The sequence below is a fragment of the Maridesulfovibrio sp. genome (genome assembly GCF_963676065.1).
In the GTDB taxonomy this organism is placed as follows: Bacteria; Desulfobacterota; Desulfovibrionia; order Desulfovibrionales; family Desulfovibrionaceae; genus Maridesulfovibrio.
Genome location: NZ_OY780933.1, coordinates 912,151 through 927,973, shown reverse-complemented (window position 1 = coordinate 927,973; position 15,823 = coordinate 912,151). Strand labels below are relative to the sequence as shown.

Annotated in this window: 14 protein-coding genes; 8 read left to right on the top strand and 6 right to left on the bottom strand. The window is 47.4% G+C overall.

Annotated elements, in window-relative coordinates:
- Positions 1 to 347 precede the first annotated feature (347 nt).
- The 6 genes from ACKU35_RS04150 to ACKU35_RS04125 all read left to right on the top strand — a co-directional run bounded on the left by ACKU35_RS04150 (position 348) and on the right by ACKU35_RS04125 (position 6,885).
- Positions 348 to 2,759, top strand: a complete 2,412-nt coding sequence (locus ACKU35_RS04150; protein WP_319763425.1) for an AAA family ATPase — start codon at positions 348 to 350, stop codon at positions 2,757 to 2,759.
- Between the two features lie 18 nt (positions 2,760 to 2,777).
- On the top strand, positions 2,778 to 3,548 hold the full coding sequence (locus ACKU35_RS04145; RefSeq protein WP_319763423.1) for a hypothetical protein: 771 nt from the start codon (positions 2,778 to 2,780) through the stop codon (positions 3,546 to 3,548).
- A 46-nt stretch (positions 3,549 to 3,594) separates the two neighbouring features.
- Positions 3,595 to 4,077 carry a LysM peptidoglycan-binding domain-containing protein gene (locus tag ACKU35_RS04140; protein WP_319763421.1) on the top strand — a complete coding sequence of 161 codons (483 nt, stop codon included), beginning with the start codon at positions 3,595 to 3,597 and terminating at the stop codon, positions 4,075 to 4,077.
- Between the two features lie 109 nt (positions 4,078 to 4,186).
- On the top strand, positions 4,187 to 5,335 hold the full coding sequence (locus tag ACKU35_RS04135; protein WP_319763419.1) for an ion channel: 1,149 nt from the start codon (positions 4,187 to 4,189) through the stop codon (positions 5,333 to 5,335).
- On the top strand, positions 5,328 to 5,837 hold the full coding sequence (locus tag ACKU35_RS04130; RefSeq protein WP_319763417.1) for a cyclic nucleotide-binding domain-containing protein: 510 nt from the start codon (positions 5,328 to 5,330) through the stop codon (positions 5,835 to 5,837). Before ACKU35_RS04135 ends, ACKU35_RS04130 begins: the two co-directional genes overlap by 8 nt.
- A 178-nt stretch (positions 5,838 to 6,015) precedes the next feature.
- Positions 6,016 to 6,885: a septal ring lytic transglycosylase RlpA family protein gene (locus ACKU35_RS04125; RefSeq protein WP_319763416.1), complete on the top strand. Its 870-nt coding sequence runs from the start codon at positions 6,016 to 6,018 to the stop codon at positions 6,883 to 6,885.
- Between the two features lie 207 nt (positions 6,886 to 7,092).
- Here ACKU35_RS04125 and ACKU35_RS04120 read toward each other — a convergent pair whose 3' ends face one another.
- Both ACKU35_RS04120 and ACKU35_RS04115 read right to left on the bottom strand, forming a co-directional pair.
- Positions 7,093 to 7,386, bottom strand: coding sequence for an integration host factor subunit alpha (locus tag ACKU35_RS04120; protein WP_319763415.1), 294 nt, complete (start codon positions 7,384 to 7,386; stop codon positions 7,093 to 7,095).
- Positions 7,387 to 7,520: 134 nt separating this feature from the next.
- On the bottom strand, positions 7,521 to 7,943 hold the full coding sequence (locus ACKU35_RS04115; RefSeq protein ID WP_319763413.1) for an HIT family protein: 423 nt from the start codon (positions 7,941 to 7,943) through the stop codon (positions 7,521 to 7,523).
- Between the two features lie 167 nt (positions 7,944 to 8,110).
- Between ACKU35_RS04115 and ACKU35_RS04110 the strand changes: the two genes are divergently transcribed.
- Together ACKU35_RS04110 and ACKU35_RS04105 are read left to right on the top strand one after the other, a co-directional pair.
- Positions 8,111 to 9,145, top strand: coding sequence for a radical SAM protein (locus tag ACKU35_RS04110; RefSeq protein ID WP_319763411.1), 1,035 nt, complete (start codon positions 8,111 to 8,113; stop codon positions 9,143 to 9,145).
- 133 nt (positions 9,146 to 9,278) lie between these two features.
- Positions 9,279 to 10,946 (top strand): FAD-dependent oxidoreductase, encoded by a 1,668-nt coding sequence (locus ACKU35_RS04105; RefSeq protein ID WP_319763409.1) that lies wholly within the window; start codon positions 9,279 to 9,281, stop codon positions 10,944 to 10,946.
- Between the two features lie 133 nt (positions 10,947 to 11,079).
- Here ACKU35_RS04105 and ACKU35_RS04100 read toward each other — a convergent pair whose 3' ends face one another.
- From ACKU35_RS04100 to ACKU35_RS04085, 4 genes are all read right to left on the bottom strand, one after another.
- Positions 11,080 to 11,961 (bottom strand): alpha/beta hydrolase, encoded by an 882-nt coding sequence (locus ACKU35_RS04100; RefSeq protein WP_319763407.1) that lies wholly within the window; start codon positions 11,959 to 11,961, stop codon positions 11,080 to 11,082.
- A gap of 13 nt (positions 11,962 to 11,974) precedes the next feature.
- Entirely contained in the window at positions 11,975 to 13,576 is a 1,602-nt protein-coding gene (locus ACKU35_RS04095; RefSeq protein WP_319763405.1) for a hypothetical protein, read from the bottom strand.
- Positions 13,577 to 13,871: 295 nt separating this feature from the next.
- The gene (gap, locus tag ACKU35_RS04090; RefSeq protein WP_319763403.1) at positions 13,872 to 14,891 is read right to left on the bottom strand and encodes a type I glyceraldehyde-3-phosphate dehydrogenase; all 1,020 of its coding nucleotides are present in this window, start codon (positions 14,889 to 14,891) and stop codon (positions 13,872 to 13,874) included.
- Between the two features lie 26 nt (positions 14,892 to 14,917).
- Complete coding sequence (locus ACKU35_RS04085; RefSeq protein WP_319763401.1) at positions 14,918 to 15,478, bottom strand: GAF domain-containing protein; 561 nt, start codon at positions 15,476 to 15,478, stop codon at positions 14,918 to 14,920.
- Positions 15,479 to 15,823 lie beyond the last annotated feature (345 nt).

The following is a 15,823-nucleotide window of genomic DNA, read 5'->3' as shown; positions in this document are numbered from 1 at the left end:
AATAAGAGTCAACGGATTCTTTATCCATAAGCTCCATTTAACTGAAAAATATTCCAAAGATCTGCATCGGAACCCACCTCGCATTAAAAAACACATGAAATTCATATCCCCGAATACGCTTACACGCAACTGCAAAATCCATTTTGAACGCATATTCAACCTTTTTTTATTAAAATAAATCTCATAATCTACTGTAATGACACAATGTATTTAATTGTAAAAAATTTCACAATCAGTATTGCATTTTTAAAAGAAGCACTCTTCAGCCCAGTGACTTTTTTTCCATATACACGTAAGTCTTATACATCAAACCGGACACCGATTTAATACAGGAAGATTACTAAAATATGACCATAAATGAATTATCCTTGGATAAGCTCTGCTCCAGACAGGAGCCCTCAGAAATAGAATACAGCACCAGTTCCGAAATTCCGGAATCAAAATACGATTACGACCAGTTTCAGCCGCGGGCGCTTCAGGCTTTCCGTATGGCTCTTGCCATTAAGGGAACCTGCCATAATCTCTACTTGTCCGGTGAACCGAATCTCGGACGAAGCTATTTTGCCCGCGAATATTTTGAACTGCGCGCCGCTAAGCAGGAAACTCCGCCGGACCAGCTTTACCTGCACAATTTTTCCCATCAGGATCATCCCATCTCGGTCAGCCTGCCAGCTGGACAGGGCAAAAAATTCAAAAACGCCATGTCTGAAAAAGTCTCCCAGATTAAAGAGCTGCTGCCGGCATGGTTTGAAAGGGAACCTCATATAAAAGCCCTTGAGCAGATTTCACGCACTTTTCAGGATGAACGAGATGATCTCTTCGCAAATATGGAAGATCTGGCCAAGGAACGCGGCTTCAGCCTTGAAATCGACGACCACGGCGGCCTGACCCTGATTCCGTTAGTGGAAGGGCGGATTTTGAATGATGACGAATTTGAAAGACTTGACCCCGAAGTGCGCAAAAACCTGCGCAGCGCCGCTGACGACCTGCTGGCAGAGGTAACCACCATCCTGCGCCGCATCAGCAAAACTGAAGAAGGTTTCCGCAAGGATGAACGTAAACTGCATCAGGATTCTGCCAAGGAACTGCTTAAAGAGCAGCTCGCTCCATTGCATGAAGATTTCGGCAAATACAATCGGATAGACGGCTATCTTAAAGAACTTGAAGAAGAGCTTCTCGATAACATCGACCTGTTCATGGCTAAAGATACACAAGCCGCACCGACCATTGCCGGACTGCAGCTTCCTGAATCCTCCCCGGTGGAGGATCTTTTCTCCCGATTTGAGGTTAACCTGCTTGTTGATAACAGCAAGACAAAAGGAGCCCCGGTGGTCATGGCTGATCACCCGACTCTTTTCAACCTGCTGGGTTCCATTGAAAGAGAATCTGAACTGGGCGCTCTGTACACTGATTTCACTCTTATCCGGGCCGGAGCAATCCATAAGGCAAACCACGGTTATCTCATTGTCTACGCCGATGATATCCTGACAACTCCTTCCTCGTGGGAAGGCCTGCTGCGAGCCCTTCGAACCGGCCAGTCAAAAATTGAAGACCCCGGTGACGGTGATCAGGTCCGTACTAAAACCATAGAACCGGAACCTATCCCGCTTGACCTGACTGTCATACTTATCGGCTCCGAGGACACTTACGAACTTCTTCTCTATAATGATGAAAGATTCGGAAAATATTTCAAACTCAAAGCCCACATGCAGCTTAGCGCGGAGCGCAATCCGGAAAATGTTGAGCGTTTCGTCCGCGTTATGGGAAAAATTATTCATGATTCCGAGCTGGCACACTTTAATCGTGAATGCCTGGCAAGAATTGTGGATTTCTCCAGCCGATTGGCTGAAGATCAAAAAAAACTGTCCCTTCGCATCCCGCTTTTGAAGGAAATCATGGTCGAAGCCTCCGCTCTGGCTAAGCTTGACGGAAAGGAAATGGTTGATCTGCCCGCCCTTGAAGAGGCCATTTCCATGAAGGATTTCCGCTCCAACCTTTATGAAGATGAATACATGAACGAATATGACCGTGAAGTCATCAAGGTTGAAACTTCCGGGGAAGGAATAGGGCGAGCCAACGGCCTTTCAGTCACTCTGTTCGGTAATTACGAATTCGGCCTGCCACATCAGATTTCCTGCACCATCGGTGTAGGGCACGGCGGGATTCTCGATCTGGAACGCGAAGCGCGCATGGGCGGCCCCATTCACACCAAGGGGATGATGATCATCAAAAATTATCTTGTAGGGCTTTTCGCGCAGGATAAACCTATCGTGCTGACCGGCAGCCTCTGTTTTGAACAGAGCTACGCCGGCATAGAAGGCGATTCCGCCTCAGGAGCGGAACTGGCTGCTTTGCTCTCCGGGATTTCCGGCGTACCCATCAAGTTTGATTATGCATTTACCGGCGCGGTCAGTCAGTCCGGAACGATTATGGCCGTCGGCGCGGTCAGCCGCAAAATCGAGGGTTTTTTCGAGGTCTGCCGCCGCCGTGGTTTTAATGGGAAACAGGGTGTTCTCATTCCGGCGGATAATGTGGTAAACCTTATGCTCAGAAGCGAAGTAGTTCGAGCGGTGGAAAACGGTGAATTCCATATTTACCCGGTTAAAACTATCGAAGAAGCCATCTATATCCTAACAGGAGTGGAGGCAGGAGAACGCAGTAAGACCGGCAAATTTCCCGAGGGAACCCTATACCGCAAAGCGGATGACAGGCTGGCGGAACTTTCAAAACTGGCCAGCCTTGCTGAATGTAAAAAATAAACCAGATAGGAAATTTAAATGTCCAATTCATGGATAATGACCAAAATGCCTGAATTTGTCCGTGACACCTTCAGGGATTTCTGTCTTGCCGGTAATGCACTGGAAGAGCAGTTTGAAACATTTGACCGTGAACGCAGCGTAAGTTTTGAAGCTCTCGACGATCTTATCGGGACCAAGATGAACAAGGGCCTGCTCTGGCGCTTGAAGGATACCGCGCATCTGCTGTTTCGTAACGAAATAGGCGATCCGCTTTCCGGACGCTTTCTGGATTGGGGCATGGGATATATTTTCCATGAGGCATTCAAACTGCGTGAAGATTCCTACCAGAATCTTAATTACGCCCCCTTATTTTCAAACTTGCGCGGAAAGGATACAGCACTGCCGGAATCAATTATCGGCCAGGACTTTGTACAGGTTGTCGAGCAGACTGAAGAAAGTATGGAACGTGAAATAAGCCGTATAAGATTCATTATCGCCAGATGCCGCAAACTTTTCCCGATTTACCTGAAAAGTCACAACGACAATGCTCTGCTGGGGCGCTTGCTTTTCTCTCAGAATCATCTTGTTGTTGAAGTTTTTCGTGAAGAATATGAGAATCTTATCGATACTATCTATGGTGAGCAGCCGGAAATGCTTTACGTTCTTGCCTCCCGAAGTCTGCGCCTTGGAGGATGGATGAAAAAGGCCGTTGAAGCCATTGAGCAGGCCTTTAAATTAAACCCAAACAACAACAGGGTGTTGCAAGAAAAAGAAATTGTTGATAATTGGACAAAAACAGTTAAAGTATGACTAAGCAAGCGAACAAATTCTAAATAATCGCAGGAGGCCTTGAAAAATGAAGAAACTGATCTGGCTCGCAATCGCAATCAGCCTGATGCTTACATGTGGCTGTGCCAAAAAGCAGGTCCAACAGGATGACGTAGTGGTTGTCGAAGAAACTGAAGTTGTAGTTGTTGAGGATGAACCCGCCGAAGAAGTTGTTCCTCCAACTCCCATGGAAATTTACGAAAGTGAGTACAAAACACTGCCCACTTCTCACGTAGTTACCAAAGGTGAATGCCTCTGGTGGATCGCTGAATATCAGCAGATTTACAACGATCCTTTCATGTGGCCCCTTATTTACAAAGCAAACAGGGACCAGATCAAAAACCCTGACCTCATTTATCCTGGACAGTCTCTCGAAGTCCCTCGCGCTGGCTTCACCCTTGACGAAGTTAAGGATGTCCGCAAACAGGCCGGTGCTTCATGGAAAGCTCTCGAGCCCGCTGAGAATGCTGTAGTTCCCGGGGAAATGAAAGCAGCTCTCGGTTACCTGTAGAAATACAAGTAAATTTAGCTTTAAAAGCCCTGTTTTCACTGATGTGGAAACAGGGCTTTCTTTTTTCTTTCCCTTGAACCAGTCCGTGATAAAAGGTTATAGTTAATAAATGAAAATTATTAACTGGCTGCGCTCGGGATTCGGCAAACTTGTTATTGCCACAGCCCTGCTTCTCGTCTTAAGCACGCTGGCTTTCTACTGGATAGAACTGCGCGACGGTGAAGAAGCAAGGATTTCCCATGCATTATGGTGGGCTGTTGTAACCCTGACCACCGTGGGATACGGCGATATGGTTCCCACCACCCTACCGGGACGAATTCTCGGCGGACTGGTCATGATTTCAGGCATCGGGCTGGTTACCTCGCTTACAGGTACAATGGCCTCCATGCTGGTTGAGCAAAAAGCTAAAAAACGCAAGGGGCTGTTATCAGTGAAATTCAGCGACCACATAATAATACTGGGCTGGAATGACTATGCCTTCGGACTTATTGAATCGCTCAGCAAACAGACCCATCCCCGTAAACTGCAACTGGTAATCGTAAGCCATCTGCAGGGCGAGTTGCGCGATGAAATCGCCTTCAGACTGGATATGGGTGAACAGCTTAATTTTGTTCACGGCAATATCAGTCAGGCCAATGTCATTTCAAGAGCAAATCCGGCTGTAGCCCGCAATGTCTATGTGCTCTGCCAGGACGGAATGGATAGTAAAGACTCTGATCAGCAGGCCATTTACGCTGTATTGGCGCTGCGTACACTGGCTCCCAAGGTTCCGGTCTACGCGGAAATAGCCCGATATGAAAATAAGGAACACCTGCTCCGGGCCGGGGCCAATGAAATCCTTGTGCGCGGAGAAATTTCAGGACGCATGATGGGCATGATGGGTGCCAGCCCTTCCATGTGGTCGTTTTTCCGCAATCTGATCGGCATAGAAGAATCAGGCAGGCTCGCTTTCCGCCTCTGTAGTAATGAGGAACGGCAGTTGAGCTGGGGAGAGCTGAGTTACAAAATCAGGGACAACTGCGGAGACCTGCCGGTGGCTGCCTGTAAAATGGGCAAAAATCTGACCTTGCAGGATGTGCTGGATGAGGGCTCGGCACTGGACCAGTTCATTATGGAACTCTTCAAGAGTTCCGGTCAGGACACATCACTGGGCATGCAGGGCCCGAAGGTACGGATGAATCCCCCGGACAGTGAATCCATGGAAGAATACGATGCCCTGCTGGTAATAAGCGCACCGGGAGAAGCCGAACATGGTTGATCACTGGAAATCCATACCCCTTTTTCAAAATCTTGAAGAGGAAGAACTGCAGCAAGTCAAACCCATATTTGCCAGTATAGCGGTTCGTTCAGGCACGGACATTATCTCCGAAGGCGAAGAAGCGGATGAAATGTTTATCCTCGTGGATGGCAGGGTGCGCATAACCAAAGCCATGCTCATGAAAGGTATGTCAATGCCGCTCAGTGAAATAAAAAACACCTGCAAGGTTCTTGCGAATCTGGAAGGAAGCAACTACCCCATTTTCGGTGAAATAGCCCTTATTGACCGTGATCAGCGATCGGCAACAGTTACAGTGGTGGAGGATTCCGAATTTCTGGTTACTGACCGCATGAAATTTTTCGAATTTATTGAATCGCACCCTGAGACCGGAAGCAAACTGCTAATGACCATCAGCAAAAGAATGGCCTCTACTATACGCCGTAACAATAACGAACTGGTAAAACTGACCACCGCTCTGGCGCTGGCACTTTCCCGTAAATAATCCTGCCTTTCGATATGCATGCCCACCCTGATGCATAAAACCGAAAACTTATTACCTGGTTTAGCTGATTATAATTCATTAAACTGGACTTTAAATCATTCAAACACTATGGAAAGATAACCGTTCGCGCTGGTTAGACTTCGATTATCAACATATATTTCGTACGACGGAGGCTCAAATGTCCAGATATGTAATTTTGCTTAGCTGCCTGTTGCTTCTTTTTTCCGCAGGGTGTGCCAAAAAAAGGGTTTATTCCACTCCCCCGCTTTCGCAGCACAAAATAAAAAAACAGGATTCCCCGACTACGGTTAAGCCGATCTTGAAGACAGATCCTTACAATGTACATGGAAGAACCTATGTTCCGCATCTCAGCTCCAAAGGGTACAAAGCTCAAGGGCTGGCTTCATGGTATGGAGACGATTTTAACGGCAAAACGACTGCCAACGGCGAAACATACAACATGTACGCCATGACCGCCGCCCACCGTACTCTGCCCATGGGGACCATGCTTGAAGTCACAGACCGCAGCAGCGGACGTAAAGTTATCGTCAGGGTCAATGACCGCGGCCCCTTTGCCGACCCTGATCTACGCATTATCGATCTTTCCTATGCAGCGGCGTCCAAACTCGGAATTGTCAACAAGGGCCTGACTCCGGTTGAATTGCGGGCCATTGATGACGTCAACGTTGAGCCCGTTAAGGCAACTGAAATAGTAGCTGAGACAGCAGCACCGGACGAAGAAGCTGTTGTGGAAGAAACCGTTCAGGCCGCACCTGAAGTGGAAGAAATTATATTAACCGAGAAAGCTACTTCCCAGGCTCACTACTACATTCAGGTCGGTGCATTTACTGATCATGAACGCGCCCAGAGTGTGCTCGAAGGCCTGCGCAACAGCGGTTATGAGCAGTCACGCATGGTAGAAGTGGACGTAAACGGACAGAAATTTGTACGTGTGCAAGCCGGGTATTTTTTAAACATACCGACAGCCGAAGATGCCATGGCTTCCCTTGAAGACGAATTTGGACACGTAATCCTCGTGACTGAATAGTCAGGAAAATATATGAAATAAAAAAACCGCCGTATCATATGATACGGCGGTTTTTTGTTTGCATTACATCCGCTGACCCAAAAATGAACTCACGCGTTCAATAAGTTAAACACAAGAATCCAACAGGGGCTGAATTTATCCAGCACCCTTGTTGAATTGCACTATATCAAACCGGGATGAAACAAGAGCGCAACAGCGCTCCCGAACCTATCCGTTCAGTTCAGACCTGAACTTGCGCGAAAGCCTGAAGACTACAACCTTTCGTGCAGGCAGGGTAATCGCTTCATTGGTCTGGGGATTACGACCCTTACGAGCATTTTTGTCGTAAGCTTCAAATTTACCGAAACCGCTGATCAACATGGCGTGATCTCTTTTCACTGCCTGTTTCATAAGGTCGAGGATGGATTCAACCAGTTCCTTGATCTCAGCTCTGTTCCGGTCGGTCTTTTCGTAGATGTAGTCAACAACGCTGGCTTTAGTAAGGGTATTTCCGGTAGCCATTTCCTTTCCTCCGTTGTCCCCGGCCCTGAGAGGACAGGGGCGGCGGGTTTAGTGTTATCCGCAGCAGATTGAAAATTCTGCGCACGGTGATACAGGTAAAAGGCGTTATCGTATGAGAATAAATTACTATTAATTTATTCCATTATCATCTTTTCTATCTTTTGGGCAAGGGCCGAAGCCTCATCCATAGTTTCATATTCACTCTGGCCCCAGTGGGTAAACCCGTCATCCTTAAATCTGGGGATGAGGTGGAAGTGGCTATGAAAAACAAGCTGCCCTGCCGCTTCATTATTATTCATAATCAGGTTCAGCCCGTCGGCCCCGGTTGCCTTTACAATGGCATCCCCGGCCTGCTGAGCTGCGATGAGAAGATCCTGACCCAGTTCGGCGGGCAGATCCCAAAGATTCTCACAATGCTGCTTCGGAATAACAAGGGCATGTCCTTTGTTGACCGGCCCGATATCTAGAAAGCTGAGTATCTTATCTGTTTCATAAATTTTAAAGCAGGGGATTTCCCCGGCCACAATCTTACAGAAAATACAATCCTGATTACTCATAATATTACTGCTTAAGTTGCATGTTGCGACAAATAGTCTTAAACCGTCCTGAAGAATTCAAGAGACAGTTATATTTAGACAAATAACCGACCACGTTTTTTTAATCAAGCTAATTTATTAAACAAAGGCATGATTTGTCATATTTTTCAGCAAAGCCACCAAAAAAAATGCGCACTACGATTTTCAAACACCCTGAACCGGAACATTCCAAAACACGTATCTGGCCGGTTTTCATGCCTTTTATGGGCTGCCCTTCAAAATGTATTTATTGCTCTCAACATAGGCAGACTGGGACAGATACTAAGACATTAAGCGAAATATATCAAACTATTGAGCGCGAGATTCCTACATTTTTTGCAGAAAAAGACCGTGCGCCCCTAGAACTTGCTTTTTTCGGAGGCACTTTTACCGCTCTTCCTTTTGAATGGCAGGAACGTTTCATCAAGCTGGCTGCTGAATTTAAAAAAAAGGATTTCTTAACCAAAGTACGCTGTTCCACCCGGCCGGACTGTATTGATCCCGCACAGATCAACGTTTTGCGCTCAGCCGGGCTGGACATGATAGAATTGGGAATTCAAAGCTTTTCCGCAGAAGTACTGCGCCGCTCAGCCCGCAACTACTCCCCGGAAACCGCCGAAGACGCCTGCCACGCAATACACGAATGCGGCATTGAACTCGGGATTCAGCTTCTGCCCGGGTTGCCCGGGGACAAGAGCGGAGACTTTCGACGGGACATAATCAGAACCATCGCGCTGAATCCCGGAGCTGTTCGTATTTATCCCTGCCTGACAGTCAAAGGAACCGGCCTTGAAAAACTATACCTTGCCGGAAAGTACAAACCCTGGTCCTTGAACCGCACAGAAGAAGAGCTTGCCCCGGCAGTGCTCCGCCTTTGGCATAACAAAATACATGTTATCCGCATCGGGGTGGCTCATGAAGAAGGTTTTGAGGAAAGCGTTATAGCCGGTCCGGTCCACCCGGCACTGGGACAGAAAATCCGCTCCAAGGCTCTGTTTTTATTTCTCCGCTCCCGCTTGGCACTTCTAGGGGGAAGTCCGCGGAAACTAATCGTACCGCAAAAATATTCAGGCGAACTCTGGGGACACAAGTCCTGCCTCAAACCGCTTTACGCACAAATAGGTATCACCCCTGACAACACTTATTTTACTTCTGGCCACTATTTTGAACTTAACTATGATTAATCCGGTTTATACTTGTATTTAGTAATCGTTACTGATAACTGGCTTGGCAGTTTTATTAAAAATCCTTTTCCCAAACTATAAAATAAGTCATATTGGTAATGCATTAATATTATTGCCGACAAGGAGCCTTGAAATGAGCACACTTAGCGCTGAAGAAAAATACCGCAATTTTATACCTGAAGAGAGTCGCAAATATCTTGAAAAAATATTTGCAGATTTTAAACGGGATGTAACTATCGAAGTATACACTGCTGACGGTAAGCATCGCGAATATAACGAATTCACACTTAATATATGTCGTGCTTTCAACGTGCTCAGCGATAAAATTCAGCTGCGGGAATACGCAATGGACAGTGAAATGGGGAAAAAGCGCGAGATTGTCGCCACACCCACCGTGCTCATTTCACCGGAGGAATACAATATCCGTTTTCTCGGAGCACCTGCGGGAGAAGAAGGGCGAGCCCTTGTAGAAGCGATCAATCTTGCCTCCAAAGGTCTTGAAGGCATATCCGACGCCACAAAAGAAATGCTTGAGCCGCTGGAGGAAGACAGGCTGATCAAAATTTTTGCCAGCCCTACCTGTCCGTACTGTCCGGGGCAGGCCATCAATGCTTTCAAGGCTGCTGTTGCCAGACCGGACAAAATTTCAGCGTGGACTATTTCCACTCTCGATAACGAAAACATGGCCCGCGAATACAACGTTGGATCTGTACCTCATACTGATATCAACGATGCGGTAACCTTCACCGGACTTGAACCTGAAGAAAAGTTCATGATGCAGTTGCTTTTTATGAAGCCTCTGGAAGAAATTTTAGAGGAGCAGAGCACTTCAACCGAAGCTAAAGATGCTGAAGACGAGTATGAAGAAGTGGATCTGATTATTATCGGCGGCGGCCCTGCCGGTATGAGTGCCGGTATTTACGCTAAACGCAGCGGACTGAGCTGTATTATCCTCGAAAAGCAGGGGGTCGGCGGACAGGTAGCCCTGACCCCTAAAGTAGAAAATTACCCCGGCTTCAGTCACATTCAGGGCTTTGAACTTGTGGAAATACTGGGTTCCCATGCCCGTGAATACACCGATATCAAACAATTTGCCGAAGTCACGGATATCAAATACGGCCCGCGCATCGAAATTGTTACCACTGAAAAAAAATACCTGGCAAAAGGAGTCATGCTTGCTACCGGAGTCAACGTACGCATGCTCAACGTTCCGGGGGAAGACAAATTTTACGGACACGGAGTCAGTTACTGCGCCACCTGTGACGGTAACTTCTACAAAGGCGGCAAGGCTATTGTCGTCGGAGGCGGTAACACAGCGCTGACCGATGCCTTGCACCTGAAACATCTGGGCGTCGAAACCACAATCGTCCACCGCCGGGATAAATTCCGGGCTGAAAAAGTACTTCAGGATTCCGTTGAGCGGGAAGGGATTGAAATCATCTGGGATGCTCAGGTCACGGAAGTCATCGGTGAAAAGCAGCTGGAATCAGCACGGATTCTTAAAAAGGACGGAACGGAATTCATCAAGGATACCGATGTCGTCTTTGTAGCCATCGGCCATACCGCCAATACCGAGCTTGCTGAAAAAATGGGAGTTGAACTGCGCGAAGACGGTTTCATCAAGGTTGATCCCAGCCAGCGCACAAGCTTGGAGCGGGTCTATGCCGCCGGAGACGTAACCGGAGGCGTTCGCCAGATCATTACCGCCACCGGGCAGGGAGCAGCGGCAGCCCTGACCGCTTTTGACGACTTCACCAGACTCTTTTCCGAAACAACACAAACTAAAAAAAATATCTGGTAAACTTAAAAAACTGCATCTTATATAAAATTAATCCCGGAATATTTAACAATATTCCGGGATTTTTCTGTTCTATCCACATGCATGAAGCAGTAATAAGAAGAATTCGGGCCCGCAGAGATTATCGATGCCGACATCACTGCGATAATAAATCCTGCTTAACGGCAAGGAAATTGTTGATGGTGATCACCAACCCCACCGGGTCCTGATACATGAGCCAGTGAGTCGCATTCTTGTAGCGCACCAGCCAGCTTCCTTGTACTTTTTTCACTATCTCGACCCCCAACGCTTCCGGCAGGATGTCATCATCAAGGCCGGAAATTACCAATGTAGGTTTATCGAATCCGGTAAGACGTGAACAGCACCCCGGCCACCTAAGCATAGCTGCGGCCTGAGACTGTATAATTTTCTGATCTGGAGGGCTTGCCGGACGCGGAAGTTTCTCAAATGCTTCAGGATATTTTTCAACCCAGCCCGAAGGGAAAAAATGGGACAGCAGCTCCGGCACGTCCATCTTCATCAATCTATGGGTCGTAGCTACAACCGGTTTCGCATCGCATGAAGTTCCTATCAAAACCAGCTTATTTACTTTTTCAGGATAATTAAGCGCAAGTTCCTGCGCTATAAGCCCCCCCATGGACCATCCAAGTACATCTGCATGTGGGTAACCGAGTTCGCGCAGTAAAGCGGCGCTGTCCGCAGCCATGCCGGTAATGGATATTTCTTCCGTTCCTTTTCCGGACCCACCAATACCCCGGTTATCGAAAATTATCACCGTATGCTCTTTCGCCAATTCACGAACAAATTTGGTGTCCCAGATGTCCATAGTCCCGGCAAAGCCCATAATCATGAGTAAAGGCGGCCCTTCCCCGAAAATGCGGTAAGCAAAAGGATCATCATCCACCTGCACTACCGATTCAGGCAAAGAGGCGAGAGAGTGCACGGAATCAGGGAGATTACCACCAACGCATCCAGCTAACAGTGCAGCCAGAACAAGCATGATCATCATACGGCGCATAGAAACTCCATTTTTAAGATTTCCCGCCAGAGTACTCTTCATTATTCTTTTTGGAAACCTGCTCCTTTTCAAGATCTGTTGTTTCATCGGCAGCTTCATCTTCATCGTCTTCAGCAGGAGCAAAGTTTGTTTCTGAGTGTTCCGCAGCTGAATCTTCAACTTCAGGAAAATCCTGTTCACGAGAATTACCATCCGGTTTCTGCCCGCCCTGCCCTTTTGTAAAATGATCAGTGATTACTTCATTGCGCACCCGGGTTACGCTGAACGGCTCTCCTTTAGCAATCAAAGCGGCAACACGGTTCAAAAAATCGCGCACCGCAGCAGCGAGATCACGGACCTCGCAAGAAACGGCCGCGCCGCGCTCACTGATTTCACGTAAACCATTAATCGCAAGCCGGGATTCAGGATTATCCCTAAATTCAAACATCGCAATGAGCAAAGCGGCATCCATTTCACCGAGCCCCCCAACTATAGCAGCATAAATCTGTCTTTCTTCGCTTATTGCATCACATATCAACCCGTTGACAACTTTCATCAAAGCCTCGTCGCTACCTTTTTCTCCTTTGCGTCCGAAGATAAGCAACCACAAGGAACGCATTTCAGCATCGAGACCGGAATCAAGAATATCTTCCGTGCTGAGCACACCTTCTACAAATTTTTTAAACAACTCCCGGCAGGCCGCGTTTCTCTGCTCTTCTTGAGCAATCCGGTCGGTTCTAGCACGCAATTCTCGGTCAACACTGAGCATTTCCGAAATCTCGCGCCGCATATCCTCATCCTTCAGATCTTTGAGCTCCGCCTCAATCTGCTCATCATCCATGCCCCGCAAAGAATAAAATTCCTGCTTGATGCTCTGGTTACGCGCCAAAGGTTTAAATTTTTCAAGCAACCGTTCATAATATTCCTCACCCAGCTGCTCCTTCCAGCTATCCACCATTATCAATGCGCTGATCGGATCATTCGCGCCTATTGTTTCCAGAGCTCCGGCGTACATACTCTGCTTGGCAGCTATCAAGCGCAGTTGTGTGAGTTCAAGATTGCTGGACCGATAAAGCCGCAGAATAGCACCCTCCAGCAGCAACTCCCCATGCATGAGCGAGGCTGAATCCGGACTGAGCTTAACACCCTTCAGGACCGAATCAATAGTCGCGGCCGCGGTACTTTCTTTCCAATTCTGATATTCCTGACTCTGGTGACGGGCCACTGCATCCAGAGCTGTTTTCCGCCGGGATTCCAGAATATCCATAAACCTGCTCCGGCAGTCATCATCCGGAAGTTCATCGCAAAGCCGGTTTCCTTCTTCTGTAAAATAATCGTTGATCTTAAACACCGCAGACTGTGCATCCCCTGCCCTAAGCTGCATAATCCCGGATTTTGGATCAGCCAGAATATTATACAATCCTGATTCAAAGCGATTATAAGCATCCAGAACCCTTAAATCTCGCTCTTCCTCCTCGCGATCCCGGGCACGTTTAAGCAGATCGGGATCAACGCCACCAATAGCAGCCAATCGTTCCAGTTCGGGACTCATACGCGTTTCTTTTTCAGGTCCGAACAACCCTTCCTCAGACTGCCCCTTTAAAAAATTACTACCTTTCGGATTTACGACTTTCATTGTTACTTTCTCCTGTTACATAACTATTTAATTTGCAAAATTGCAGAGAAGAACAGGAGATAACAAACAAAGCGGACCTGAATCACATGACTCAGGTCCGCCTCAGGCAGAAAAAAGACGACCGGCCTGTTTGTGGTTAACAGACCGGTCGCCTCGGCAATCTTAAGAATCTCAATATTCAATCCGAATACATCCACTATCCAGACGAATTTCGGGAGGTTTAACCCTCTTCAGAAGAAAGGGTTAAAACCGGCAGCGGGAACTTCCCGGACCACTGCCGGCATTCAATACTTAATTAGATACCGCACTTAGCCATGTAATCGATGAGATCGGCCAGACGGCAGGAGTAACCCCATTCGTTATCATACCAAGCGTAAACCTTTGCGAGGTTGCCGCCCTGTACGACTGTGAAATCAGCTTCGACGATACCGGAGCGGGGATCAGCGAGGAAGTCGGAAGAAACGAGAGCTTCCTCGGAGTAACCCATAATACCTTTAAGTTCGCCTTCGGCAGCTGCTTTCAGGGTAGCCTTGAGTTCTTCGGTGTCAGTGTCTCTTTTGAGCACAGCAACGAAGTCCACGAGGGATACGGTCGGTGTTGGAACACGCACGGAGTAACCTTCAAAACGGCCTGCCATTTCGGGAATGACAAGGGCAACAGCTTTAGCCGCACCGGTGGAGGTGGGGATCATGTTGCAGGCTGCAGCGCGGGCGCGACGCAGGTCCTTATGAGGCTGGTCGAGAATACGCTGGTCATTGGTGTATGCGTGAACAGTGGTCATCACACCTTTCTCGATACCGAACTTCTCGTGCATGGTCTTAACGATAGGCGCGAGGCAGTTGGTGGTGCAGGATGCGTTGGAAATAATGGTGTGTTTTGCAGGATCGTAATCCTTGTGGTTAACACCCATTACAACTGTGATGTCCTCTTCTTTCGCGGGAGCGGAAATAACAACTTTCTTTGCGCCGCCTTCAAGGTGCTGCGCAGCGGTGGGGCCGGTTCTGAAAATACCGGTACACTCGATAACAACATCTACACCGCATTCTCCCCAGGGGATACGGCGGGGATCACGTTCCGCAAAGTTTTTGATAACGTAATCGGAACCAACGTACATGGTGGTATCTTCCACTTTTACTTCAGCGGGGAATTTACCGTAGTTGGTGTCACGTGCGAAAAGGGCGGCGTTGGTGTTGATATCGAAAAGGTCGTTGATTGCGACAACTTCGATAGTGTCACGATGTCTTTCCCATATGGTCTTCAAAACCTGACGGCCGATACGGCCAAAACCGTTAATACCTACTTTTACTTTGTTCATTTCAAAATTCCTTATATTCTCGCGTTCTACAGATCGTCGACGCGGTAAATGTAATCGTTAGCCAGCTCGCTTGCACGTTTGAGGGCGCTGTACATGCGGGCATTTTCAAGGGCGAGACCGGAAAGGTCTGCAACGCATTTGAGGAAATCCAATTCCTCTTCGGAAAATTCGCGGAGCTCGGCGGAATATACACGCAGAACACCGATAACTTTGTCACCGCGAGCGGTGAGCGGTACAACCACGAGAGAGCAAAGGCCTTCCTTGGCTGCTTCTTCAGGATACTGGAAGCGGTCATCTTTTCTAACGTCAGCAATTGTTACGATTTTACCATCAAGAACTTCCTGATCCAAACGGCTCTTGGAAACCTCAACAGGACCTTTCTTTTCGTAGCGCTCACTCAAACCGTAGGATGCGTCTGCCTTCAGAACTTCACCCTTGCGATCAAGAAGTCTGATAAAACAACCTTTCAGTTCCATTTCAGTTGCCACTTTTTCGGCAATGCTGTTCAGAACTTTTTCCGGCTCCAGGCTGGAGTTTACAGCTCTGGTAATTTCAAAAATTGCTTTGTAGAGTCTGGTTACACCCATTTCTCATACCTGCCTTGTTTATGTTTAACCGAAAGGGCCGCAAAATGAGCGGACCTGCGTATCAAGTTCTTGGTTAATTGCTTTCTAACAGATTTAAAATCATTTTGCATGCAAAAAATGACCACTTTCTTACATTTTTAAGTTTTTTGCCGCTAAATGATTTTCGTTTATGAAAATTTTGTTCGATTCCGCTATGACCATTTTTCTGAAAAAAAGCTTGGATAACACACCCTAAACACACTTGAAGCATCGCAGAGGAACAAATTTACTTCAACATAGTAAAAAAAATATTTATTAAGCATCCGGCCCGGAACTTCGCAAAAAAAAGAATAGTTCGTTTATGAA